The 22,676-nt window shown below is 73.4% G+C and carries 21 protein-coding genes; 12 read left to right on the top strand and 9 right to left on the bottom strand.

The window, feature by feature from the left end; translation table 11 throughout:
- Positions 1-14 precede the first annotated feature (14 nt).
- Positions 15-1,121 (bottom strand): catalase family protein, encoded by a 1,107-nt coding sequence (locus HJG45_RS15420; protein ID WP_171612994.1) that lies wholly within the window; start codon positions 1,119-1,121, stop codon positions 15-17.
- 146 nt (positions 1,122-1,267) lie between these two features.
- Between HJG45_RS15420 and HJG45_RS15415 the strand changes: the two genes are divergently transcribed.
- Positions 1,268-2,062, top strand: a complete 795-nt coding sequence (locus HJG45_RS15415; protein ID WP_171612993.1) for an SDR family NAD(P)-dependent oxidoreductase — start codon at positions 1,268-1,270, stop codon at positions 2,060-2,062.
- An 18-nt stretch (positions 2,063-2,080) separates the two neighbouring features.
- On the opposite strand, the gene HJG45_RS15410 is transcribed toward HJG45_RS15415, so the two are convergent.
- Entirely contained in the window at positions 2,081-3,100 is a 1,020-nt protein-coding gene (locus HJG45_RS15410) for an alpha/beta fold hydrolase (protein WP_217362933.1), read from the bottom strand.
- 601 nt (positions 3,101-3,701) lie between these two features.
- Here HJG45_RS15410 and HJG45_RS15405 point away from each other — a divergent pair.
- Together HJG45_RS15405 and HJG45_RS15400 are read left to right on the top strand one after the other, a co-directional pair.
- Complete coding sequence (locus HJG45_RS15405; protein ID WP_171612991.1) at positions 3,702-4,244, top strand: ferritin-like domain-containing protein; 543 nt, start codon at positions 3,702-3,704, stop codon at positions 4,242-4,244.
- Between the two features lie 138 nt (positions 4,245-4,382).
- Positions 4,383-4,766 carry a RidA family protein gene (locus HJG45_RS15400; protein ID WP_217362932.1) on the top strand — a complete coding sequence of 128 codons (384 nt, stop codon included), beginning with the start codon at positions 4,383-4,385 and terminating at the stop codon, positions 4,764-4,766.
- A 54-nt stretch (positions 4,767-4,820) separates the two neighbouring features.
- On the opposite strand, the gene folE is transcribed toward HJG45_RS15400, so the two are convergent.
- Positions 4,821-5,465 (bottom strand): GTP cyclohydrolase I FolE, encoded by a 645-nt coding sequence (gene folE / locus HJG45_RS15395; protein ID WP_368040602.1) that lies wholly within the window; start codon positions 5,463-5,465, stop codon positions 4,821-4,823.
- A gap of 308 nt (positions 5,466-5,773) precedes the next feature.
- Positions 5,774-6,979, bottom strand: a complete 1,206-nt coding sequence (gene phaZ / locus HJG45_RS15390; RefSeq protein ID WP_171612989.1) for a polyhydroxyalkanoate depolymerase — start codon at positions 6,977-6,979, stop codon at positions 5,774-5,776.
- A gap of 74 nt (positions 6,980-7,053) precedes the next feature.
- Here phaZ and HJG45_RS15385 point away from each other — a divergent pair, with 74 nt between their 5' ends.
- A complete protein-coding gene (locus HJG45_RS15385; RefSeq protein ID WP_171612988.1) occupies positions 7,054-7,560 on the top strand; it encodes a hypothetical protein in 507 nt (168 codons plus the stop codon).
- 100 nt (positions 7,561-7,660) lie between these two features.
- Entirely contained in the window at positions 7,661-8,440 is a 780-nt protein-coding gene (locus HJG45_RS15380; RefSeq protein ID WP_171612987.1) for a DUF305 domain-containing protein, read from the top strand.
- A 24-nt stretch (positions 8,441-8,464) separates the two neighbouring features.
- Here the strand turns inward: HJG45_RS15380 and HJG45_RS15375 are convergent, their stop codons facing one another.
- Complete coding sequence (locus HJG45_RS15375) at positions 8,465-9,232, bottom strand: helix-turn-helix transcriptional regulator (protein WP_171612986.1); 768 nt, start codon at positions 9,230-9,232, stop codon at positions 8,465-8,467.
- A gap of 109 nt (positions 9,233-9,341) precedes the next feature.
- Between HJG45_RS15375 and HJG45_RS15370 the strand changes: the two genes are divergently transcribed.
- The gene (locus tag HJG45_RS15370; protein WP_171612985.1) at positions 9,342-11,048 is read left to right on the top strand and encodes an FAD-dependent monooxygenase; all 1,707 of its coding nucleotides are present in this window, start codon (positions 9,342-9,344) and stop codon (positions 11,046-11,048) included.
- A 22-nt stretch (positions 11,049-11,070) separates the two neighbouring features.
- Positions 11,071-11,262, top strand: a complete 192-nt coding sequence (locus tag HJG45_RS15365) for a hypothetical protein (RefSeq protein WP_171612984.1) — start codon at positions 11,071-11,073, stop codon at positions 11,260-11,262.
- Between the two features lie 38 nt (positions 11,263-11,300).
- On the opposite strand, the gene HJG45_RS15360 is transcribed toward HJG45_RS15365, so the two are convergent.
- Genes HJG45_RS15360 through allE form a run of 3 tightly spaced genes read right to left on the bottom strand, consistent with a single transcriptional unit; the run spans position 11,301 to position 13,995 of the window.
- Positions 11,301-12,314, bottom strand: a complete 1,014-nt coding sequence (locus tag HJG45_RS15360; RefSeq protein WP_171612983.1) for an alpha/beta fold hydrolase — start codon at positions 12,312-12,314, stop codon at positions 11,301-11,303.
- Positions 12,311-13,210 (bottom strand): fatty acid desaturase, encoded by a 900-nt coding sequence (locus HJG45_RS15355; protein ID WP_171612982.1) that lies wholly within the window; start codon positions 13,208-13,210, stop codon positions 12,311-12,313. Before HJG45_RS15355 ends, HJG45_RS15360 begins: the two co-directional genes overlap by 4 nt.
- A 17-nt stretch (positions 13,211-13,227) precedes the next feature.
- Entirely contained in the window at positions 13,228-13,995 is a 768-nt protein-coding gene (gene allE / locus HJG45_RS15350) for a (S)-ureidoglycine aminohydrolase (protein ID WP_171612981.1), read from the bottom strand.
- A 184-nt stretch (positions 13,996-14,179) separates the two neighbouring features.
- Between allE and HJG45_RS15345 the strand changes: the two genes are divergently transcribed.
- From HJG45_RS15345 to HJG45_RS15325, 5 genes are all read left to right on the top strand, one after another.
- Entirely contained in the window at positions 14,180-14,881 is a 702-nt protein-coding gene (locus HJG45_RS15345) for an isochorismatase family cysteine hydrolase (RefSeq protein WP_171612980.1), read from the top strand.
- The gene (locus tag HJG45_RS15340; RefSeq protein ID WP_171612979.1) at positions 14,878-15,870 is read left to right on the top strand and encodes an asparaginase; all 993 of its coding nucleotides are present in this window, start codon (positions 14,878-14,880) and stop codon (positions 15,868-15,870) included. Before HJG45_RS15345 ends, HJG45_RS15340 begins: the two co-directional genes overlap by 4 nt.
- Before the next feature lie 30 nt (positions 15,871-15,900).
- Entirely contained in the window at positions 15,901-17,124 is a 1,224-nt protein-coding gene (locus HJG45_RS15335) for a DNA repair exonuclease (RefSeq protein WP_171612978.1), read from the top strand.
- On the top strand, positions 17,121-20,615 hold the full coding sequence (locus HJG45_RS15330) for an AAA family ATPase (RefSeq protein WP_171612977.1): 3,495 nt from the start codon (positions 17,121-17,123) through the stop codon (positions 20,613-20,615). The genes HJG45_RS15335 and HJG45_RS15330 overlap by 4 nt, the downstream gene beginning before the upstream one ends.
- A 132-nt stretch (positions 20,616-20,747) precedes the next feature.
- On the top strand, positions 20,748-21,716 hold the full coding sequence (locus HJG45_RS15325; protein ID WP_171612976.1) for a tripartite tricarboxylate transporter substrate binding protein: 969 nt from the start codon (positions 20,748-20,750) through the stop codon (positions 21,714-21,716).
- 325 nt (positions 21,717-22,041) lie between these two features.
- On the opposite strand, the gene HJG45_RS15320 is transcribed toward HJG45_RS15325, so the two are convergent.
- Entirely contained in the window at positions 22,042-22,380 is a 339-nt protein-coding gene (locus HJG45_RS15320) for a hypothetical protein (RefSeq protein WP_171612975.1), read from the bottom strand.
- Positions 22,381-22,676: the final 296 nt, after the last annotated feature.

Genomic DNA, 22,676 nt, shown 5'->3' with positions numbered 1-22,676 from the left:
AGAGGAAAAGGGGGTCAGATCGGCACCTCGGCGGCGTTCCGCGGCTCCTGCATCGGGCAGCCGCCATGGGCGGCGCGGAAGCCGGCGGACATCTCGTAGGCCGGCTTGCGGGCGCGGTTGACGGCGCCGAGCGGCCGGTGCGCCGCCAGCCCGTGCCAGGGGCTGAAGGCCATGCCGAGATCGACGGCGCGGGATCGCGCCTCGTCCCAGGAGGGTTGCGGCGGCACGGTGATGCGCGCGACCGGCAAATGCGGGTTGGCCTTCTCCGGCCAGGGCACCGACGGGTCCTCGATCGGCATGGTCTCGCAGTCGGTGCAGAGCTGCACGCGCAGCTCCCAGCAGGCTTCCTTCACGGCGAAATAGGCGGCCACCTCCTCGCGCAGCGCATTGGGCCGGCCGGCGACCTCGATCGGCTTGCCGGTCAGCGCCCGCAGGGCCGGCGAGACGGGGGCGATTGAGAACTTCGCCATATAGGGACCGTGGAGATAGGGCGTCTGGCTGTGGAAGGTCTCGCCGAGGATATGCGTGTTGGGATGGCCGCCGAGCTGGGTGAGCATGGCGCTCTTCCCGCCCACCGCCTCCAGCGCCGCCTCGGTGCCGCGCAGCACCGCGGAGAGCACCTTCTTCGCGCCCGGCGCCCGGTCGGTGGTCCTGGCCAGCAGCCTGGCATTGCCGAGGAACTGCTTCGCACTGGCCGCGGCGAAGGCGGGGCTGTTGACCAGGACGAAATCCTGCGTCGCCTCGCCTTCCGAGCCGGGCAGCCGCTCCCCCGCCACCCCCACCACCTTCACGGCGAGGCCGCGCGGGACGGAGACGCTGTCGTCCAGGATGTCGCCGGGATTGGTCGAGAAGCGCAGCACCACGCGATAGGTGCCGGGCTTCGCGAAGAGCCCCTGCGCCAGGATGGCGGGCAGCCCTTCCGCCACGGTCATCTCGCCCTGCAGCAGCCCGTGGCTCTTCGCATGCACGCTGCGCAACGGCGCGCCGCCATCGGCGAAGGTCGTCTCGGCGATGCCGCGCATCGTCTCGACCAGCCCCTCGGTGGTGTCCGCCTCCCCGGGCTCGGGGCGTTCGAAGCCAGGGTCGTAGCGGAGCGGCACAGGGCAGGCAGCCTGCGGCATCGAGGGCCTTTCAGTGGACGGTGCGAGAGGTGCCGGGGACAACGTGGCAGGGCCGGCGCTGTTGCCGGGCCCGGCGGACACGGTCTCGCGCCATCGCTCCCGCTGGCGCAGTCTGGCCACCGGCAATCCGGCACGAGGGAGGATGCATGCTCAGCCTGACCGACAAGGTGGTGTTCCTGACCGGCTGCGGCTCGGTCGGGCCGGGATGGGGCAACGGCAAGTCCATCGCCGTGCTCTTCGCCCGACAGGGCGCGCGGATCTTCGGCGTCGACCGCAACGAGGCGGCGGCGCGCGAGACCCAGGCAATCATCGAGGGCGAGGGCGGCGCCTGCGTCATCGCCCGCGGCGACGTCACCGAGGAGCGCGAGGTGGAGGCGCTGGTCGCCGCCTGCCTCGAGCGCTTCGGCCGCATCGACATCCTGGTCAACAATGTCGGCAAGTCCGAGCCCGCCACCGCCGGCGAGATGGAGGTCGGGCTCTGGGACCGGCAGATGGCGGTGAACCTGCGCAGCGCCTTTCTCTGCTGCCGCGCGGTGCTGCCGGTGATGGAGCGGCAGGGGAAGGGCGCGGTGGTCAGCATCGCCTCCACAGCCGGCATCCGCTACACCGGCAAGCCGCAGGCGGCCTATTGCGCCGCCAAGGCCGGGCTGATCCATTTCAGCAAGACCACCGCCATCACCTATGCGCCGCGCGGCATCCGGCTGAACTGCGTGCTGCCCGGGCTGATGCACACGCCGCTGGTGACGAAGCTGGCGGAGGAGTTCGCCGGCGGCGACCTTGAGGGCTTCATCGCCCGGCGCAACGGGCAGGTGCCGATCGGCCATATGGGCGAGGGCTGGGACGTGGCGCATGCCGCGCTCTTCCTCGCCTCGGACGAGGCCAAGTACATCACCGGCACCGAGCTGGTGGTGGATGGCGGGCTGACCGCGGCGACGCGCTGAGGCAGGGCCGCCACGGCATCAGGCGGCCCGGCCCATCGTCTCCAGGACCGGCCGGGGCCGCTCGCCAGCGGAGCCGCCGGAGGCGCCGAGGACGCGTTCGACCATCTCCGCCACCCGTCCGGGCACGGCATGGTGGATCATGTGCCCCACCCCTTCGACGATCTGCAGGTGGCTGCCCGGGATGCGGGCCTGCAGCCGCCTGGCGCTGCGCGGGAAGACCACCTTGTCGCCATCCCCGGCCATGATGACCACGGGCATGGAGAGCTCATCGTAGGACTCGCGGTTCATCAGCGCGCCCGGGATCATCAACGCGCCATCGACCGAGGTCGCCCGGATCTGCGAGGGGCGCAGCGCCATCGCATCCGAGTATTCCGCCCGGAACCGCGCCGGGATCGGCCGCGGCGAGAACATGGCGCGCTTCAGCAGCGGCATCAGGAGGCGACCCAGCCAGGGCGAGACGGTGTGGCGCAGGACGTCCCCGAGGATGGGAATCGCCCCCGGCAGGACCAGCAGCACGTCCGGCCGCAGGGTCCAGAAATAATAGCCCGACAGCAGGACGAGGCCCGCCATATCGGCCGGATGCCGCGCCGCCAGCGAGAGCGCGACGATGGCACCCCAGGAATGGCCGACCACGACCGGCCGCTCCACCCCAAGCTGCCGCAAGGCGCGATGCAGCAACTCGGCCTGCTCCATCGCCGTCCACAGGCGACCGTGCGGACGCTGGCTGTGGCCGAAGCCGGGACGGTCGAAGATGATGACCCGATGGCTCTCGAGCAGTCGCCCGGCCAAGCCGCTGGTGTCGTAGTCATCGCCCGTCACGGCATTGCCGTGCAGCAGGACGACGGGCCTGCCGGCGCCGCGATCGGTGTAGTGCAGCCGCACCCCGTCCACCTCGATGAAGCGGCCCCGGGGCGGGTGCCGGCGTTCCGCCCGGCGCGCGGCGGCATGGTTCACGACGGCCAGCGCGCTGAGAAGGGCGGCGCCGATGAGGGCGGTGCGGCCGGTCGCGCCTGGCCTGAGGGAGAGAAAGGAGTTCAATACCGGTATCCTGTCTTGCGCATCCGTCATGCGCGGGGCCGGGCGGTGCGGTGGCCCCGGCCGTGCCGAGCCCGGCCGCTCCGGGCTGAAGCGAAGGGCCAGCCTCGCCGGGGCTGGTTGAGCGCTGCCCCTCCCCCTTCGGGCAGCATGATGGGGCAGCATGGTGCGGCGCAAGGAACAGCGCACCGGCTTGCCGGTTCCACGCAGGATGGCGCGGCGAGCAAGGTCAGCCAGGGAACAGGCGCGTCAGCACCGCCCTGCGTGTCGATGTGCCAGGAATTGTTTCAACAAAGTGGGGGGTGCAATCCGGCGCGAGTTCTTGCCGGGACAATGGTTGCATGTAGAAATTCTACATATGGTTCGATTTTTATTCCGCATCGCTGCTATCTGACTTGTGACGTCTCGCCGTCTTCGTCGCTGCCGTGGTCAGTCGCGTTGCTGGGATGCGGCTGCACGGCCCGCCCACGGACGCATTCGGAGACGCAGTCATGGTCGATCCCGTCGATCGCACCGGCCGCTTCAGTGCTCGCTCCCCCGGCGGCGCGATCCCGTCCGGCCCGCTCGTCATCCATCCCACGCCGCAAGAAGGGCATCCCCGTCCATGGACAATTTGAACAAGCTGATGGTCGAGCAACTACGTGACGCCTACAGCGCGGAGCGCCAGGGGCTGCGCGCGATGTCCCGCCTGGCGAAGAAGGTGAGCAGCCCCTCGCTGAAGGACGCGTTGCAGGCGCATGCCGAGGAGACCGAAGGCCAGGTCGAGCGCCTCGAGAAGGCGCTCGAGATGCTCGGCGGCAGGCCTGGTCGGAAGCTCTGCGAGGCGATGCGCGGCATTGTCGAGGAGGCGCAGCACGAGCTGGAGGATGAGGAGAAGGGCCCCCTCTACGACATGCTCCTGACCGCCGCGATCCAGAAGGTCGAGCATTACGAGATCGCCTCCTACGGCACCCTGACCGCGCTGGCGAAGGCCGCCGGGCAGACGGAGCTGGCCGATCTCCTGGCGGAGACGCTGCAGGAGGAGAAGAAGACCGATACGCTCCTCACCGAGCTGGGCGAGAGCGAGATCAATCCCGCCGCGATCAAGGCCTTGCAGGGCGCCGCAGGGGCGGAGGACAAGCGCCGCGCGGGTGGCAAGTCGGGCTGAGGCCGTGGGGGTGGGCCGTGCCGGCGCCCACCCTGCCGCATCCCGGCGAGATGCCGTTCGGCGGGATGCATCGCATCCCGCCGCGATCCCGCCTATCCTCGGCATCCGGAAGCAACAGGCCACAGGGAGGAAAAGTCGGTGCCGCTCGAGATGTCCAACCCGCCGACGGTGCACAAGCCGGGCAGCTATTCCCATGCCGTGCTGGTGCGCGACGCGACCCGCCGCCTCGTCATCTCCGGCCAGGTTGGCACCGCGCCGGATGGCCGCATCGCCGAGGGCGGCGAGGCACAGATCGACCAGGCGCTGGCCAATCTCGGCGCCATCCTGGACGCGCATGGCATGACGCCGGCCAATCTCGTGAAGATGACGGTGTTCCTCACCGATCCGGCGCTGATCGTCCCTTGGCGGACGAAGCGCGGCGCCTGGATGGGCGAGCACCGCTCGGCCAGCACGCTGCTCATCGTCGCTGGGCTGGCGGATCCACGCTTCCTGGTCGAGGTGGAGGCCGAGGCGTCCGATTGATCACGGCCCCGGACGAAGGGGGAGGATGCAGGGCGGGCCGCGCCGGCCAGGGCGTCACCCCACCGCCTCGGCACGGCGCGCGGTGATGATCGCCAGGAATTCGCGCCGCGTTGCGGCATCGTCGCGGAAGGCGCCGAGCATGCGGCTGGTCACCATGGAGACGCCCGGCTGGTGGACGCCGCGCGTCGCCATGCACTGGTGCGAGGCCTCGATCACCACGGCGACGCCGCGCGGCCGCAGGACCTCGTCGATGCAATTCGCCACCTGGGCGGTGAGCTTCTCCTGGATCTGCAGCCGCTTGGCATAGATCTCCAGCACGCGGGCGAGCTTGCTGATGCCGACCACGCGGCCGGCCGGAAGATAGGCGATGTGCGCCCGGCCGATGATCGGCACGAGGTGGTGCTCGCAATGGCTCTCGACGCGGATGTCGCGCAGCACGACCATCTCGTCATAGCCCTCGGTCTCCTCGAAGGAGCGGGCGAGCACCTCCACCGGATCGAGCCCGTAGCCGGCGAAGAACTCCCCATAGGCCCGGGCCACCCGCGCCGGCGTGTCGCGCAGCCCCTCGCGCCCCGGGTTGTCGCCGGCCCAGCGCAGCAGGGTGCGCACCGCCGCCTCCGCCTCCGCCCGGCTCGGGCGCCGCTCCGGCGAGGTCTCGACCGGGGCGATGTCGGCGCGCTGGGGACGGTGGATGTTCACGATGCTGATCCTCGGCTCGTCTCGGGCGTCTTTCGGGCCAGCCGATCCGCCGGCCCCTGGCGCCCCTCGCTGCGGAGATGGGTCGATCCGCTGGCGGATGCAACCGCCGGTGCGGGATGCCGCCATGCCAGCGGGCGAGCACCTGGGAGAGGGATGGCGGGAGGTTGGATGGCGCCGGCGCAGAGGATAGCGCGTCCGTCGGTCGTGGCAGCCCGATGGCCCTTGCACCGGTTGCAGCCCTGCCTTGCCCCTGGCGGCCGTCACAGGCCGGTGACACCCCCGGCCGCAGCCGCCGGAAGCGGGCGCGCTCAGCCGCGGCAGCGGATCAGTGCGGCGACCAGGGGGCAGATCTCGGCCCGCCAGGCCGGGCCCTCGAACAGCGTGTCATGCCCGGCGCCGGGCTGCAGGTGGTGCTGCCGCAGCCCCGCCGGCAGGCCGCTGCAGAGGGCGAGGGCGGCGCTGCCCTGGCCGGGCGGGCAGCTCGCATCCCGCTCGCCCTCGATCACCAGCAGGGCGGTGTCGCGGATCGCCGCCGGCCGCACCGGCCCGCCGCCCCAGCGCATCCGCCCCTCGGCCAGCTCCGCCGTCTGGAAGATGCGGCGGATGGTGTCGAGATAGAGCTCGGCCGGCACGTCCATCACCGCCCGCAGCTCGTCGTAGCGCTGCCGGTGCGCCGCCGCCGCCGCCGTCTGCCCGAGGGCGAGGTTCTGCCACTGGGCGAGCTGCGCCAGCAGGTGCAGCGGCAGGTCGGCCAGCACCGAGGCGGCCATCTGCTGCGCCCCGGGCCGCACCAGCCGGCCGCATCCGGGATGGGGCGCCGGCACGCGGGCGACCTCGGCCGCCTCGAACCAGGTGATCGGCAGCGCCCGCGCCAGCGCCGCCTCCGGCGTCGGGTCGATGCGCGGGTCGATGGGGCCGCCGATCAGCGTCAGGCTGCGCGGCCGGGACGGATGCCCGGCCTCGGCCATCAGCGCGGTCACCGCCAGCGCCGCCACGGCCGGCTGCGAGACGGCGAGCAGATGCGTCCCCGGCCCCAGCGCCTCGAGCCAGGCGAGGAGCTGCGCCACCAGCGCGTCCAGCCCGAAGGGTCCCTCGGCGAGCGGCACGCAGCGGGCATCCGTCCAGTCCGTCACGTGCACGTCATGCGCCGGCACCAAGGCCGCCACGGTATCGCGCAGCCGCGTGGCGAAATGTCCGGACAGCGGCGCGACGACCAGCAGCTTCGGACCCGGTGCGACGCCCTCCTTCACGAAGCGGAGCAGCCGGCCGAAGGGCGCGGTCCGCACCGTCTCCTCCCGCACCACCAGCTCAGCGCCGTCGATGGCGAGGCGATCGAGGCCGAATTCGGGCTTGCGATGGGTGGTGCCGAGGTTCTGGGCGAGCTCGAGCAGCGCCGCGGCATGCCGCAGCGGCGGCCGGCTGGGTGAGCCGCGCAGCAGTCCCGCGGCCTGGCGGGCGGCGGGCCGCAACCGGGCCAGCCAGGCCTCCTGAGCCTCGAAGAGATGGTAGAGCAAGGCGAGAATCCTGCGACGGGGTCCGACTGTAACGTGCAAGGCGCCCGGTGGCAGCGAGCGGTCTTGACCTTCCCATGATGGGAAGCCGCATCCTGCCGCTGCAGACGCGGGAGCGCTGCGTGCCGGAGGAGCGGGTCATGCGGGGCAGGGGATGGGGAGGCGGGATGCGGCGGGTCGTCACGGCCCTGCTCGCCCTCGTCCTGCTGATCCTGCCCGCCGGGGCGGCGCGACACGGGATGGCCGCCGCAGCCCCCGCCGTGACCCCCGCCGCGACCCCTGTCCAGACCGAGGCGCTCCCATCCCCTGACGAGCCGATGGCCGCGCCCTGTCCGGGCCATGCCGCGGCGCATGCCATCCCGGCCCAGACGACGCATCATGCCGCGCCGCCCTGCCATCACGAGGATGGCGGACCGCCGGCCGGCTGCTGCGCCGCCGCGGGCTGCGCCGGGCTGCAAGGCGCGCCGCCGCTGCTCGCCCTGCCCGGACCACTCCTGGCCGCCGCGGCACGGCCCGCCACCCCGCCGCTGGTCCCACCCGGCCGCGCCGTGCCGCCCGCGCGGAAGCCGCCGCGTCTCGGCTGATCCCAAACCAGCCCTAGCCCCGCTTCCGCTGCCGCTACGACGGAGGACGGGCCCGCACGCGCCTGCCCCGCATGCCGCCCGTCCCAAGAGGATCAGACGCATGACCCGCCTGCCGCATCCCAGCCGCGCTGCCCTAGCCGCGCTGCTGCTCGCCGCCGCGCCTATCCTGGCCCCATCTGCCCGGGCCGCCATCGAGGATGGCTACGACCCCGCCGCCGCGCCGGTGCCGAGCACCTGGTACGCGCCGGTCGATCCGGCTGCGCGCCAGGCCGACCAGGCCTATGTCGCCGGCATGCGGCCGCACCATGCCGGGGCGCTGTCGATGAGCCGTGACTACCTCGCCGATGCCGGCGCCGGCAGCCCGATGCTGCGGGCCCTGGCGTGCGGCATCATCCGCAACCAGGAATTCGAGATCGGCCTGCTCGACGAGGTCGCGCGCAACCTCGACCGGCCGCCGCTGCAACTCGATCTCGGCCTGGTACAGCTCCAGCTGCAGCCTGTCGCGACCGAGGGGATGGCGCAGATGCAACGCTTCCTCCGCTCGCCCATGCCGGGACCGCTGACCGCGGCGGTCGGCCCGGTCACGACGCGGGACGTGCAGTTCGCCAAGGCGATGATCGTCCACCACCAGGCAGCGGTCGAGATGGCGCGCGGCTATCTCGCTGATCCGCAGGCGCGCAACGGCTTCCTCGGCCTGATGAACACCGACATCGTCACCGACCAGACCCAGGAGATCGCGCTGATGCGCCGCATCATCGCCGCCTATCCCGGGGATGCCACGGCGGTCGCGGTGCCACCCGGCATGGTGCATGGCATGGAGGGCATGCAGCATGGCGGCGCCGATCCGCATGCCGGCCACAGGCATGGCGCGGCGCCCTGAAGGTGGACCAAGCGGCGGCGTGTCTCAGCCCGGCATCAGGCCGAGGCAGCGCGCGAAGAGCCCGGCGCGGCTGGCCACGCCGAGCTTGGCATAGGCGCGGCGGCGGAAGGTGATCACCGTCTGCGGGCCGAGGCCGAGCGCGGCGGCGATCTCCGCCACGCCCTGCCCGGCGGCGATGCGCACCGCCACCTCGAGCTCGCGCGGCGAGAGGCCGGGGCAGAGCTCCCGCAGCCTGCCGCCGAGTTGCCCCTCGCCGGCCCCGGTCAGCGCGTCGTGCCGCTCGAGCGCCGCGGCCAGCACCGGCCCCGCCTCGGCGAGCCGCGCCGCCGCCCGCGCCATGGCATTGCCGGCGCGGCTGCGGAAATAGAGGTTCCAGGTCAGCACCCGCCGCGGCGCCCCGGCCGGCCCCTGCAGCACCACGGCGATCTTGCCGCCCAGGCCGACCGTGGCGAAGAGCCGGGCACGGTAGTCGGCATCCGGGATCGCCGCCGCCGCCACGGCCTGCATGGACAGCCCTGGGGACGGCGTCGCGGACCCCGCCGCCCGCAGCAGCGGGTCCCGCCGGTGCCAGGCGGCGGCGTAGTCGCGGCACAGCGCCTCGACCAGGCGCTGGCCGCGCGGGCGATGCGCGACGAGGCAGCGCACGCCCTCGGGCGCCACGGCGAAGGCGGTGACCTGGTCGGCGGCGAAGAGCGCGTCGCAGGCCCCGGTGAAGGCGCCGAGGAAGCCGGGCCGGCCGAGCGCCGCCACCACCCGCGCCAGCTCCTCGGCCAGCGGCGCCGGCCGCAGCATCGCGGGCGCCCTGGCCGGCGCCTCCCCGGTGGCGCTGTCCCCCGCCGAAGGGACAGACGCCGCCCCTCCCGCCGGCCTATGCATCCCGCGCCGCGAGGAGGACGCGCCCATGCACCAGCCGGAGAGCCAGCCCCGCCCCTCGATCTGGTACCGCTACCAGGTCCATCCCTTCCGCCGCCCGCCGGAGCTCGACGGCGGCGGCGAGGCGGTGCCGGTCGCTGTGGTCGGCGGCGGGCCGGTCGGGTTGTTGACCGCGCTGCTCCTCGCCCGGCAGGGCTGCCGCTGCGTGCTGCTGGAATCCGAGCGGCAGGTCTCGCTCGGCAGCCGCGCCATCGTGCTGACCCGCCGCAGCCAGCAGATCCTGCAGGCGGCCGGGCTCGCCGGCCCCTTCCTCGCCAAGGGCCTGCCCTGGTCGAGCGGCCGCTCCTTCTATCGCGGCCGGGAGGTCTACCGGATGGAGATGCCGCACGATGCCGATGAGCGCTTCCTCCCGGGGCTGAACATCCAGCAGCAGTATATCGAGGAGTATCTCGTCGCGGCCATCGCGCGGGAGCCGCGGGTCGAGCTGCGCTGGGGCAGCCGGGTCGTCGGCCTCGCCCAGGATGCGGCGGGGGCGGTGCTGCGGGTCGACACGCCGGAGGGCGAGTACGACCTGCGCGCCGGCTGGGTGGTGGCGGCCGATGGCGGCCGCTCGGCACTGCGCCGGATGCTCGGCCTGCGCATGGAGGGGCGGGCCTATGCCGGCAGCTTCGTCATCGCCGACATCCGCGCCGATCTCGGCCTGCCGACCGAGCGGCTCTGCTTCTTCGACCCGGATTGGAATCCCGGCAACAACGTGCTGGTCCACCGCGAGCCGGAGGGGATCTGGCGTCTCGACTTCCGCCTGCCCGAGGGCGAGACGGCGGAGACGGCGCTGGACCCGGCGCGGCTCGCCGGGCGGATCGAGGCGATCCTCGGCATGATCGGCCGCCCGGTGCCCTGGAAGATCGACTGGGCCGCGGTCTATTCGGCGAGCACGCTGACGCTGGCCGATTACCTGCACGGCCGGGTCTGCTTCGCCGGCGACGCGGCGCATCTGCTGCCGATCTTCGGCGTGCGCGGCGCCAATACCGGCATCCAGGATGCCGATGCGCTGGCTTGGCGGCTGGCCCGCGTCGCCCTCGGCCAGGCGCCGGCGGCGCTGCTCCGCAGCTATTCCGCCGAACGCGTCGCCGCGGCGCGCGAGATCTGCGAGGAGGCGGGACGCAGCACCCGCTTCATGACGCCGCCGAGCGAGGGCTTCCGGCTGCTGCGCGACGCCGTGCTCTCCTTCACGCTCAGCGAGGGGTTCTGCAAGGAGCTGCTGCACTGGCGCACCGCGCGGCCGCACGACTACGCCGCCTCGCCGCTGACCACGCCGGATGTCGGGGACTTCGCCAAGGGGCCGACGACAGGGCCGGCACCAGGGGCGGCGGCGGTGGATGCACGGCTGGGCGCGGGCCATCTCTACGACCACCTCGGCACCGATTTCACCCTGCTCGCCTTCATCGGGCCCGAGGGGCCGGATGCCGGCCTCGCCGCCCTGCTCGCCGCCGTCCCAGGCCTGCCGGTCCCGGTGCGGGTGCTGCTGATCGGGGCGGGGGAGGCATCCGGCGGGGCCGGCACGCCGCTACCCGATCCCGAGGGCCGCGCCGCCGCGCGCTATGCCGCCGCGCCGGGCAGTGCCTATCTCATCCGGCCCGACATGCATGTCTGCGCCCGCTGGCGACGGCCGGATGCGGCCGCGCTCGCCGCCGCGCTGCGGCGCGCGGCGGGGCTCGACCTTCATGCCGCCTGACGCCCCGCCGGAGAGACCCGCCATGCTGCCGAAACGCCTGAGCGCCGCCGGCCTGGAGGAGGTCTATGACCGGCTGGCGGAGACGCTGGACGCCCTGCCGGAAGAACGCCGCCCGCTTTTCCTCGCCAAGCTGAGCCTGGCGCTCGCCAACCTCGCCGAGGACCCGGCTGAGGTCATGGCGGCGCTGGCGGCGGCGGCGCGGGACCTGGAGTGATCCCCAACGCGTCGCGCCGGGCAGCCGGCTCGCAGCGCTCAGCTCTCCAGCAGCGCGCGCACCGCGTTGCGGATGAAATCGGCATCCGGCGGGTTCGGCTGCGGGTTGCCGGCGCGATGGCCCCAGATGCTCGGGATCGGCAGCAGCCTGCCATGCCGGAGATGCGGCAGCTCGGCCGCATTGTCGGCGACCCGGAAGTAGAGGTCGGTCTCGCCCGGCATCAGCAGCACCCGGGCCTCGATCGCGGCCAGCGCCCGCGCCAGCTCGCCGCCGTAGCGCGGATGGTCGGCGATGTCGCCGGCCTCCCAGGTGCGGAGCTGCGCCAGCAGGTCGGCGGCGTCGCGGCGGGCGAAGCGCTGCTCCCAGTCCCGCACCAGGAAGGTGTCCAAATCCGGTGCGCCGAGGGCCGAGAGATGCAGCCCGGCGCGATAGAAATCCTGGCTCAGCGCCCAGCCTGCATAGATCCGCCCGAAGGCCCGCAGCGCCTTTCGCGGCTGTGCGCGGAACCGCACCGCGCCGTCAAATTCTGGCGCGGCCTCCAGCGTCGCCATCAGCCCGGCGAGGAAGACGCGGTTGTGCACCGCGGTGCGGGCGCTGCCGCAATTGACCACGATGCGCGCCACCTCGGCCGGATGCGCGGCGGCCCAGTGATAGGCCTGCTGCGCCCCCATCGACCAGCCATAGACGGCGTGCAGGCGCTCGATGCCCCAGGTCTCGCGCAGCAGCCGGCGCTGCGCCGCGACATTGTCCCAGGCCGTGACCAGCCCCGGCCAGTCGGGCGTGTTCGAGGGCGAGGAGGAGAGGCCGCCCGTGAACATGTTGGGGATGACGATGAACCAGCGCGTCGGGTCGAGGATGCCCTCCGGCCCGATCAGCCATTCGAGGTCCGGGTGCTGCGCACCGTAGCTGGTCGGGTAGAGCACGACGTTGTCGCGCGCCGGCGAGAGCCTGCCATGCGTCTTCCAGACGATCCGCGCCTCCGGCAGCGTGCCGCCGCAGTGCAGGGGCAGGTCGCCAAGGCGGAAGACGCCCTCCTCCTGCGCCCAGCTCACGGCCGCAGGCTCCGCACCAGATCGGCATGGAAGCGGGCATAGCCGGGCTGCAGATGCGCGAGCTGCGCCTTCAGCACCGCATGCGCCTCGGCCAGGCGATGGAAGGGGATGAAGGGATAGAGGTGGTGCTCGGCGTGGTAGGGCATGTTCCACATCAGCAGCCGCAGCACCGGGGTGGTGAGCACGGTCCGCGTGTTGGTCAGCCCGTTGCGGTCGGTGCTGCAGCCGGTGTGCTCGGCCAGCAGGTAGAGCCGCAGGAAGGGCTGGGCGAGGAGCTGCGGCCCCACCCAGAAGAGCAGCGGCGCCTGCCAGCCGAAGACGAGGCCGGCGAGGAGCGCGCCGCCGGCCAGCACCGCCACCTCGGCGCGGATGCTGCGGATCACCCGCGGCGCCGCCGCCGCGCCGATATAGGGATAGGCCGAAAGGTCGCCGCGCAGCCCGTCCCGCAGCACGGCGAGGCGGAAGCGCCAATAGGGCAGGGAAAGCACGCGCAGCAGGTAGCCGCCGCGCGTCTCCGGCGGCGGCGTGGACAGCTCCGGGTCGCGCTCGGGGTCCTGGGTGAAGCGGTGATGCGCGGTGTGGTAGAGCTGGTAGAAATGCCAATTGTACAGCGCCGGCAGGCCGGACAGCCAGCCGACCACGGCGTTCAGGCGGCGGCTGGCGAAGGCGGTGTAGTGCGAGGTCTCGTGGAAGGGCGCGAAGAGCGCCGCCTGCACCAGGCCAAGCAGCAGCATCGCCGGCACCGCCCACCAGCCCGGCGCCAGCGCCACCAGCGCGCCTGTCGCCAGCAGCAGCGCCACATGGATCGCCAGGTGCCGCAGCCCCGCCGCATCCGAGCGCGTGGCGAGGGTCTTCATCGCACCCGCGCCAGGGGCCTCCATCGTCGCAGCGCTCATGCTCACAGCTCCCCTGCTCACAACTCTACGTCGCGGTTGACGTCCTTGTAGAGGAGGTAGGCAGCGCCCTCCCAGCCCGTGCAATAGAATTGCTGCGGCACGAAGCTGGCCATCCAGACGAAATCGCCGGCCCAGAGCTCGTGCCAGTCGCGGTCGAGCAATTGCAGCCCCTGGCCCTCCAGCATCACCAGCCCATGCTCGAAGACATGGGTCTCGACGCAGTGGAAATGCGTCCCGGGCGCGAAGCCCATGACGTTCATCTCGAAATCCATGGTCATGTCGGCGGTGCCGAGCAGGTATTGCCGCCAGCGGCCGCTGTCATCGACGGTGGTGCGCGGCACCGTCTCGCGGCTACCGAAGCGGAGCGCCGGCGCGCCGTAGCCCGGCGCCGCCACATAGCGCCGCTTGATCCAGACTGCGCGCACCGTCGCCTCGCCCCGGTTGCGGAAGGAGAAGCCGGTGCCGGCCGGGATATAGGCGAAGCCGCCCGGGGCGAGGGAGGCGCTCTCCCGCCCCGCCGCGACGGCGAGCGTGCCGGACAGCACGTAGACGAAATGCTCCAGCCCGTCCTCCCGCGGTTCCCGCGTGCCGCCGCCCGGGAAGACCTCCAGCGTCCCCTGGGCGAAGCGGGCGCCCATGCGCGGCGTCGCCTGGTAGTAGACCTGGGCGTCGCGCAGCCCAGGGAGCAGGCTGGGGAACATGCCCTCCGGCGGCAGGAGGGCGTAGTTGCGCGCGAAGAGACTGCGGTTGTGGCCAATGACGCCGGGCGGGACGAAGGCGGGCATGCGGGGGCTCCGGGCAGCGGGGGGCTCGGCTTGGCCTAGCTCACTTTGGCCTAGCAGGAATCGGGCCTGCCGGGGAACGGGCGGGGAGTTTCCGCCTCGGCCTGGCCGGGCTAGGCTGCGGCACCGGCCGCCAGAGCCGGCCGAGGATCGCCGCGCCGGCCCTGTCTATGCCGGGAGCGTCAGCATGCACCCCTTCACCCTGCCCGAGAGCATCCAGGCCCGGGTCGCCGCCCGTTGCGGCACGCCGCACCCCTTCGCCCGGCTCGAGGCCGGCCGGACCGCCCTCGTCGTGGTCGATCTGCAGAACGGCTTCATGCGCGAGGACCTGGCGCATGCCTGGTGCCCGATGGCCGAGCATGTCGTGCCCAAGGTGAACCAGCTCGCGGCGGCGCTGCGGGCGGCCGGCGGCGCCGTCTACTGGATCCAGAACACCTTCGACGCCCGCTGCGAGACCGAATGGTCCGTCATGCAGGACATGGCGACGCCGGCCGCCCGCGCCCGCCGCGCCGCGGCGATGAGCGAGGGGACGGAGGGCAACGCGCTCTGGCCGGGGCTCGATGTGCGGCCGGGCGACGAGGTGGTGCGGAAATACCGCTACAGCGCCTTCATCCAGGGCGGCTCCGACCTGCCGGCGCGGCTGCGCGCGCGGGGGATCGACACGGTGCTGATCACCGGCACGGTGACCAATGTCTGCTGCGAGAGCAGCGCCCGCGACGCCATGATGCTGAACTTCCGCACCGTGATGGTCAGCGATGGCTGCGCCGCGGTGACGGATGCCGAGCATGCGGCGAGCCTGATCGCCTTCTACCTGCAATTCGGCGACGTGCTGACGGTGGATGAATGCATCGCCGGGTTCACCACCACCCTTGCCAGGGACGCGGCATGAGGAAGATCGCCTTCATCGGCACCGGCGGGACCATCGCCTCGATCGGCAAGGGGCCGCTGGACACCGTCAACTACGGCGCCAACGGCGTCATGCTGCAGGCGGACGGCATCCTCGACCGCTTCCCCGAGGTGCAGCAGGTCGCCGAGGTCTTCGCGGTGCCCTACCGCAACGTGCCCTCGCCGCAGATCGGCTGGACCGAGTGGAAGGAGCTGGTCCTGCTCTGCGACCGGGTGGTGGCCGAGACGCCCGGCCTCGCCGGCATCGTCATCGGCCATGGCACCGCCTCGCTGGAGGAGACGGCCTATTTCCTCTCCCTCGCGTTGAAGGTGCCGGTGCCCGTGGTGGTGGTGGGCTCGCAGCGCCCGGCCTCGGCGCTGTCCACCGATGCCGGGCTGAACCTCGTCAACGCGGTGCGGGTCGCGGCGAGCGAGGAGGCGCGCGGCCTCGGCGCGCTGGTGCTGCTGAACGACGAGATCCAGGCGGCGCGGGAGGTGACCAAGACCTCGACCGGCCGCATGCAGACCTTCCGCAGCCCGGATGTCGGCGTGCTCGGCCATGCCGATGGCGACGGGCTGGCCTGGTACCGCCGGCCGCTGCGGCGGCTGGCGCCAGAGACCGAGTTCGACATCCGCCGGCTGGCGGCGCTGCCGCGGGTCGATATCGCCTACAGCCATGCCGGGGCCGACGGCACCGCCGTGCGGGCCTTCCTCGCCGCCGGCGCCGAGGGCATCGTCGCCGCCGGCTTCGCGCCCGGCTTCGTCACCCCGGGCGATGCCGAGGCGCTGCGGGAGGCGCGCGCCAGGGGGGTGATCGTGGTGCAGTCCACCCGGGCCGGCAGCGGCCGGGTCTTCCCCACCAGCAAGCTGGCCGAGGCCGGCTTCCTTCCCGCCGACAACCTTAACCCGCAAAAAGCCCGCATCCTCCTCGCGCTTGCCTTGACGGTGACGCGCGATCCGGCAGAGATTGCCCGGATCTTCGCCATGTACTGATTCCCCGAGGAGGGGGGCGGCGTCCCCGTCATGAAGTTCCTGCACGCCGCCGATATCCATCTCGACAGCCCGCTCGCCGGGCTGCAGGCGCGGGCGGACCTGCCGGCCGCGCTGCTGCGCGACGTCACGCGGCGCGCCTTCGCCGCCCTGATCGACCTGGCGATCGCCGAGGATGTCGCCTTCGTCGTCATCGCCGGCGATCTCTATGACGGCGACTGGAAGGATTTCTCGACCGGCCTTTTCTTCGCCGAGCAGATGGCGCGGCTGCGGCGCCCCTGCTTCCTGCTGCGCGGCAACCACGATGCCCGCTCGGTCATCACCCGGGCGCTGAAGGCGCCGGAGAATGTCCGGGAATTCTCCTCCCGCACCTGCGAGAGCTTCCCGCTGCCCGAGCTCGGCATCGTCCTGCACGGGCATTCCTTCCCGAACCGGGCGGTGCCGGAGGACCTCTCGGCCGGCTACCGGGCGCCGCTGCCCGGCCTCGTCAATATCGGCGTGCTGCACACCTCGGGCGAGGAGCCGGGCGAGCACGAGACCTATGCCCCCTGCCAGCTCGGCGCCCTGCGGCTGAAGGGCTACGACTACTGGGCGCTCGGCCATATCCATGCCCGCCGCGTGCTCTGCGAGCAGCCCTGGGTGGTCTTCCCCGGCAACATCCAGGGCCGGCACCCGAAGGAGACCGGCGCCAAGGGCTGCAGCATCGTCACGGTCGAGGATGGCCGCGTGGTCGCGGTGGAGCACCGGGCGGTCGACACGCTGCGCTGGGCGGCGGTGGAGGTGGATGCCGAGGGGGCGGATATCCTTGCCCTGCAGGCGCGGATGGGTGAGGCGGTGCGGGCGGCGCTCGCCGGCGCCGAGGACCGGCCGATGCTGGCCCGCATCACGCTGCGCGGCGCCACGCCGCTGCATGCCGCGCTGCTCGGCGACACCGAATCGTTGGCCGCCGAATGCCGCAACGCCGCCATCCAGGCCGGCGGCACGCTCTGGGTGGAATCGGTGAAGCTGCGCACCCGGCCCGTTCGCGCCGAGGCCGAGGGGGCGTGGCAGCCGCTGCGGGAGGCCTTCGCGGCGGGGCTCGAGGATCAGGCCCTGCTCGGCGAGCTGCTGGCACATTTCGAATCGCTGCGGCAGAAGCTGCCCGCCGCGGCGCGCGAGGGGCTCGACCTGCCCGGCGATGCCGCCGCCCTGCGGGCGCTGGCCGAGGATGCCTGGGCCGAGGTCGCCCGCGCCCTGGAGGCAGCGGAGGCATCATGAGGCTGCTGCGCCTCGACCTGCTGCGCTACGGCCATCTCACCGACCTGACGCTCGATTTTCCGGCCGGCGCGACGCTGCACGTGGTGCAGGGGGCCAACGAGGCGGGGAAGTCCACCGCGCTGGAGGCGATCGCCGACGCGCTGTTCGGCTTCCGCCATCAGACCAGCCGCGACTTCCTGCACGAGGCGAAGGCGCTCCGCATCGGCTTCACCCTGGCCGATGAGGAGGGCCGGCAGGCCGGATTCCAACGCCGCAAGGGCCGCCAGGGCACGCTGCTCGACGCCGCGGAGAACCCCCTGCCGGAGGAGGCGCTGCGCCGCTTCCTCGGCGGCGCCAGCCGCGAGCTCTTCGAGCGCGGCTTCGGCCTGGATGGCGAGCGGCTGCGCCGCGGCGGCCGCAGCCTGCTCGAAAGCGGCGGCGAGGCGGGCGAGAGCCTGCTCGCCGGCATGGGGATGCCGCAGCTCCACAAGGCGCTCGGCCGGCTGGAGGAGGAAGCGAAGTCGCTGGTCGGCGACCGCCGCACCGCCCGCCGCTTCGCTGCGGCGCTCGAGGCCTGGCAGCAGGCGCGCCGCGAGGCCGAGGAGGCGGCCATCCGCCCGCGCGACTGGGAGGAGGCGGTCGCGGCGCGAGAGGCCATCCTGCAGGCAGTGGCGCGGGCCAGGGCGGAGAACCAGGCCCTGGTCGCCGAGGCCAGCCGGCTGCAGCGCATCCGCCGGGTGCGGCCGCGCCTCGCCGAGCTCGACCGGGTGCGGGAGGCGCTGGCCGCGGTCGCCGCAGCGCCCCGCCTGCCCGCCGGCACCGAGGAACGGCTGCGCCAGGCCGCCGAGGCCCGGCGCGCGGCGGCGCAGGATGCGGCGCGGGAGGCCGAGGTGGCGAGGCGCCTCGCCGTGGCCCGGGCCGCCCTGGCCGAGGACCCGGCCGTCCTCGCGGTGCAGGACGGCATCGACACCCTGGCGGCGCAGCGCCCGCTGCTGCTGCAGGCCGAGGCCGAGCTGCCCCGGCTGCGGGCGGAACGCGCCGACTACCGCGCCGCGGCCGAGGCGGCGGCGCGCGAGCTGGGCGCCGCCGAGCCGGTCGAATCCCTGCGCGAGCGGCTGCCGCCCGAGTCGGACCGACGCCGCGCCCAGGCCCTGCTGACCGAGCGGGCGACGTGCCAGGCCCGGCAGGCGCATGTCCTGCGCGACCTGCGCGAGGCCGAGCGGCAGCGCGATGCCGCATCCGCCGCGCTCGCCGCCCTGCCGGCGCCGCCACCCTCCAGGCCCCTGCGCCGGGCGATCGAGGCGGCGCGCGGCGAGGGCCCGCTGGACCGCGAGCTGGAGCGCGCCCGGCACGCCCTGGACCGGGCGGCGGAGGAGGCGAGGGCCGCCCTGGCCGCGCTGCCGCTCTGGCAGGGCGATGCCGCGGCGCTCGCCGCCTGCCCGCTGCCACTGCTGGCCGAGGAGGCCGCCGCCGCCGGCCGCCTCGCCGCCGCGGAGCAGGGGCGGGAGCGGGCGCGGGAGGAGGAGGCCGGGCTGGCCGCCGAAATCGAGGCGCTCGAGGCCGAGCAGGCGGCGCTCGCCGCCAGCCTTGCCGCCGATGGCGCGGTGCCGACGCGCGAGGCGGTGGCGGCGGCGCGGACGGCGCGCGATGCCGCCTGGCGGCGGCTGCGGCGCGGGCTGGAAGACGGTGTGGCGGCCGGGCCGGCCGCGACGGCGGAATTCGAGGCCCTGGGCGATGCCGCCGACCGTCTCGCCGACCGGCGGGCGGAGGAGGCGCAGCGGGTCGCCGACTACGCGCTGCGGCAGGCGCGGCTGGTGCAGGCGCAGCGCCGGCGGGATGCGGCGGCGGCGGCGCGGCAGGCGGCCGAGGCCGGGCTCGCCGAGGCCCGGGCCGGCTGGGAGGCGCTCTGGGCCGCTGCCGGCCTGCGCCCCGCCGCGCCGGAGGCGATGACGGAATGGCGGCGGGCGCGCGAGGGGGTGCTGGCCCGCGCCGCCACCGAGCGCGAGGCGCGGCAGGCCTGTGCCGAGCTCGCCGCCCGGCGCGAGGCCGCCCGGGGCGCCCTGGCCAGTCTTTTCGCCCCGGCGCCGGAGGGCGCGGCGCTCGCCCCGCTGCTGGCGGCGGCGGACGAGGCCTGCCGCGAGGCGGAAGCGGCGCTGCTGGCGCATCGCGCCCGCGCCGAGGCCCTGGCCGCGGAGGAGGCGCGGCTGCCCGGCCGGCGCGAGGCGGCGGCGGAGGCGGCGCGCGCCGTGGCGGCGCTGGAAGCGGGCTGGGCCGAGGCGCTGGCCTCGCTCGGCCTGCCGCCCATGGCGGAGACCGACAGGGTCGAGGCGGCGCTCGCCGCCTGGGCGCGCATCGCCGAGGCGGCGCAGGCCTGGCGCGCGGCCGAGCAGCGCATCGCCGCGCTGGAGGAGGTCATCGCCGGCTTCGAGACGGGGCTGCGCGCGGTGCTGGCGCGCCTGCCGGAGGCCGCGGCAGAGGCGACGCCCGCGGTGCTGGCGCAGGGCCTGTCCCGGCGCCTGGAGGCCGCGCGGAAGACGGCGGAGGAGGCGGCGCGGCTCGACGCGGAGACCGCCGCCCATGCCGCGGCGGCGGCAGCGGCCGAGCGGCGCGGCGCGGCAGCCGGCGCCGAGATCGCGGCCTTGCAGGCGGCGGCCGGCCTCGCCGACGAGGCCGCGCTGGAGGCCGCGATCGGCGAGGCGCGGCGCCGCGACGGGCTGGAGGCCGAACTCGCTGCGCTCGAACGGCTCCTGGCCGAGCAGGGGGATGGCCTCGCCGAGGCAGAGTTGCGGGCCGAGGCGGCGAGCCTCGATGCCGATGCCGCCCAGGCGCGGCTCGCCGCCATCGAGGGTGAGCAGGTGGCGCTCGCCGAGGGGCTGCGCCGGCTCGGCGGCGAGCAGGCGACGGTGGAGGAGCGGCTGGCCGGGATGCAGCGCGGCCGCGACGCCGCGGCGCATGCCCAGGCCGCTGAGCAGGCCCTTGCCGAGGCCCGCGGCGCCGCCGAGCGCTACGGCCGGCTGCACCTGGCGCGGCGCCTGCTGCAGGCCGGCATCGACCGCTTCCGCAACGAGCAGCAGACGCCGCTGCTGCGGGCGGCCGGCGGGCATTTCGCCCTGCTGACCGGCGGCCGCTATGCCCGGCTCGCCGCCGAGGAGGACGAGAAGGGGCGGGTGCTGCTGCGGGCGGTGCGCAGCGATGGCAGCGACTGCGCCGTCGAGGCGCTCAGCGAGGGCACGCGCGACCAACTCTACTTGGCGCTGCGCGTCGCCTGGATCGAGCACCATGCCGCGCATGCCGCGCCGCTGCCCTTCGTCGCCGACGATCTCCTGGTGCATTTCGATGATGCCCGGGCCGCCGCGGCGCTCGATTTGCTGGCACAACTCGGCGCGAGGACCCAGGTGATCCTCTTCACCCATCACGACCATATCGCCGCCCTGGCGGCGCGGCAGGCCGGGGTGCATTTGCAGCGCCTGCCGGCGCAGGCGGGCGGCCTGGCGGCGCGTTCCGCCGCCTGAGCGGGGCCCGTCCGCGCCCAGGGCATTGCCCCGGGAGGGGGCCTGTTCTACAGCCCCCCGGCGTTCTGCCCCGAACGCCAATCCGTCGCGGCGCCACGCGTCCCGACGCCGTCCCACCGGGAGACGACAGCCATGCTTCCCCTCTTCGGCCGTCGCGCCACGCTGGCGCTCGGCGCCGCCGCCCTTACCGCGCCCGCCCTCGGCCAACCTGCCTTCCCGAGCCGCCCGCTGCGGATGTTCGTGCCCTGGGCACCGGGCGGCACGACCGACGTACAGATGCGCGCCCTCTGCGACGCCGCCTCCCGCCGCATCGGCCAGCCGGTGGTGGTCGAGAACAAGTCGGGCGCTGGCGGCATCCTCGGCGCGCAGGCGATGCTGAACGAGAAGCCGGACGGCTACACGCTCGGCCAGATGCCGGTCACGGTCTGGCGCACGCCGCTGATGTCGACCCGGCCGATGTACGATCCGGTGAACGACTTCACCTACATCATCCATCTCTGCGGCTATCTCTTCGGCGTCGTCGTCCGCACCGACGCCCCCTGGAAGACCTTCCCGGAATTCCTCGACTACGCGAAGGCCAATCCCGGCAAGCTGAATTACGGCTCGCCCGGCATCGGCACCTCGCTGCACCTGACGATGGAGCGCATCGCCGCCGAGCGGGGGATCGACTGGACGCATGTCCCCTTCCGCGGCTTTGCCGAGAACATGAATGCCCTGCTCGGCGGCCAGATCGACGCGCTGGCCGACAGCAGCGGCTGGGCGCAACTGGTCGAGGACGGCCGGGCGCGGCTGCTGGTCACCTGGGGCGACCAGCGGGCGAAGCGCTTCCCGGAGACGCCGACCCTGCGCGAGGTCGGCATCGACATCGTCAGCGCCTCGCCCTACGGCATCGCCGGGCCGAAAAACATGGATCCCGGTCTGGTGCGGGCGGTGCACGATGTCTTCCGCCCGGCGCTGGAGGATCCGGCGCATCTGGCGGTGCTGGAGCGCTTCGACATGCCGGTGATGTACAAGGGCCCTGAGGAATACGCCGCCTTCGTCCGCCAGCAGGTCGCCGAGGACCGGGCGATGATCGAGAAGCTGGGGCTGAAACTGAACTGAGGCTTCCAGGCCCGGTGCGTGACCGTATCGGGAGGCAATCCACCGACACGGATCGCGCTAGACCATGATCCGCTCACACAGGGTCGCGGATCGTGGTCCAGGCCGTTGTTTGATCGCGTGACGCACGCTTTTCGGTGAGTCCACCTCAAGCGATCACGCTTTAGGGCACATTCCCCCCAACCGGATGGAGGAATGTGACCTGCCCGCTGGCTTGTGGAGCCGGAACGGCACCAGCCCCTGCCGCGACGCGGCAGGGGCTGCTCCGATGAGGATCCTTGGGGCAGGTCCTGGTCAGGATCGCGCCGGCTCCGACGCGACCGGGCCCTCAGCCGCGCTGACCGCGCACGCTGCTGGCATAGAGGCCGGCGTTATTGGCCTGGGCGGCCGGATGGTAGATCACGTGCCGGTTGCCGGCCTCGCCGACGATCTCGGCGACCATGCCGTTCGGCGCGATCGTGGTCAGGCCACCGCCATAGACGAGGCGCTGGTCATTGGCGCCGCCGACGATGGTGGCGGTGCCGCCGCCGACCACGTTGTCCACCGGCGCGTCGTAGACCACCTGGGCATCCGGGCCGCCACCAACCATCCGCGGTCCGCCCTGGGCCAGCGCGGCGCCCGTCAGGCCCAGCGCGAGGGAGGAAGCGAGAAGCATGGTGCGAAACATAATGAAAACGTCCTTTGGTGTGTCAGGGCGTTCGTGCCGCCCTTTCGCCAGTTGAGATGCGCCTTATTCCCCCATCATCCCAATGCTGATCGTGGATGCCGATGATTTGCCAGGCTGATGACATGGCAGGCGTGCGCTGCATGCAGAGGAAGCAATGGGCGTTTGGTTCCGACACCGGATCGCGCCTGTGGGAGCCACCAGGGAGACGTTGCGACCACCCGTACGCAGCGACGCAACCGGCGGATGGCGGCATCGGCCCGGCCGAGCGGGAATGCCGCACCGAAGGAGCACCCCGC

This window comes from Roseicella sp. DB1501, assembly GCF_013112485.1.
Lineage (GTDB): Bacteria > Pseudomonadota > Alphaproteobacteria > Acetobacterales > Acetobacteraceae > Paracraurococcus.
The sequence above is the reverse complement of the archived record's forward strand: the minus strand, read 5'-3'. Positions and strand labels throughout refer to the sequence as shown.

Coding starts and splice junctions, on each gene's coding strand:
- HJG45_RS15420 (WP_171612994.1), bottom strand. CDS start 1,121: ATGCCGCAGGCTGCCTGCCCTGTGCCGCTCCGCTACGACCCTGGCTTC.
- HJG45_RS15415 (WP_171612993.1), top strand. CDS start 1,268: ATGCTCAGCCTGACCGACAAGGTGGTGTTCCTGACCGGCTGCGGCTCG.
- HJG45_RS15405 (WP_171612991.1), top strand. CDS start 3,702: ATGGACAATTTGAACAAGCTGATGGTCGAGCAACTACGTGACGCCTAC.
- HJG45_RS15385 (WP_171612988.1), top strand. CDS start 7,054: ATGATGGGAAGCCGCATCCTGCCGCTGCAGACGCGGGAGCGCTGCGTG.
- HJG45_RS15380 (WP_171612987.1), top strand. CDS start 7,661: ATGACCCGCCTGCCGCATCCCAGCCGCGCTGCCCTAGCCGCGCTGCTG.
- HJG45_RS15375 (WP_171612986.1), bottom strand. CDS start 9,232: ATGCTGCGGCCGGCGCCGCTGGCCGAGGAGCTGGCGCGGGTGGTGGCG.
- HJG45_RS15370 (WP_171612985.1), top strand. CDS start 9,342: ATGCACCAGCCGGAGAGCCAGCCCCGCCCCTCGATCTGGTACCGCTAC.
- HJG45_RS15365 (WP_171612984.1), top strand. CDS start 11,071: ATGCTGCCGAAACGCCTGAGCGCCGCCGGCCTGGAGGAGGTCTATGAC.
- HJG45_RS15355 (WP_171612982.1), bottom strand. CDS start 13,210: ATGAGCGCTGCGACGATGGAGGCCCCTGGCGCGGGTGCGATGAAGACC.
- allE (WP_171612981.1), bottom strand. CDS start 13,995: ATGCCCGCCTTCGTCCCGCCCGGCGTCATTGGCCACAACCGCAGTCTC.
- HJG45_RS15345 (WP_171612980.1), top strand. CDS start 14,180: ATGCACCCCTTCACCCTGCCCGAGAGCATCCAGGCCCGGGTCGCCGCC.
- HJG45_RS15340 (WP_171612979.1), top strand. CDS start 14,878: ATGAGGAAGATCGCCTTCATCGGCACCGGCGGGACCATCGCCTCGATC.
- HJG45_RS15335 (WP_171612978.1), top strand. CDS start 15,901: ATGAAGTTCCTGCACGCCGCCGATATCCATCTCGACAGCCCGCTCGCC.
- HJG45_RS15330 (WP_171612977.1), top strand. CDS start 17,121: ATGAGGCTGCTGCGCCTCGACCTGCTGCGCTACGGCCATCTCACCGAC.
- HJG45_RS15325 (WP_171612976.1), top strand. CDS start 20,748: ATGCTTCCCCTCTTCGGCCGTCGCGCCACGCTGGCGCTCGGCGCCGCC.
- HJG45_RS15320 (WP_171612975.1), bottom strand. CDS start 22,380: ATGTTTCGCACCATGCTTCTCGCTTCCTCCCTCGCGCTGGGCCTGACG.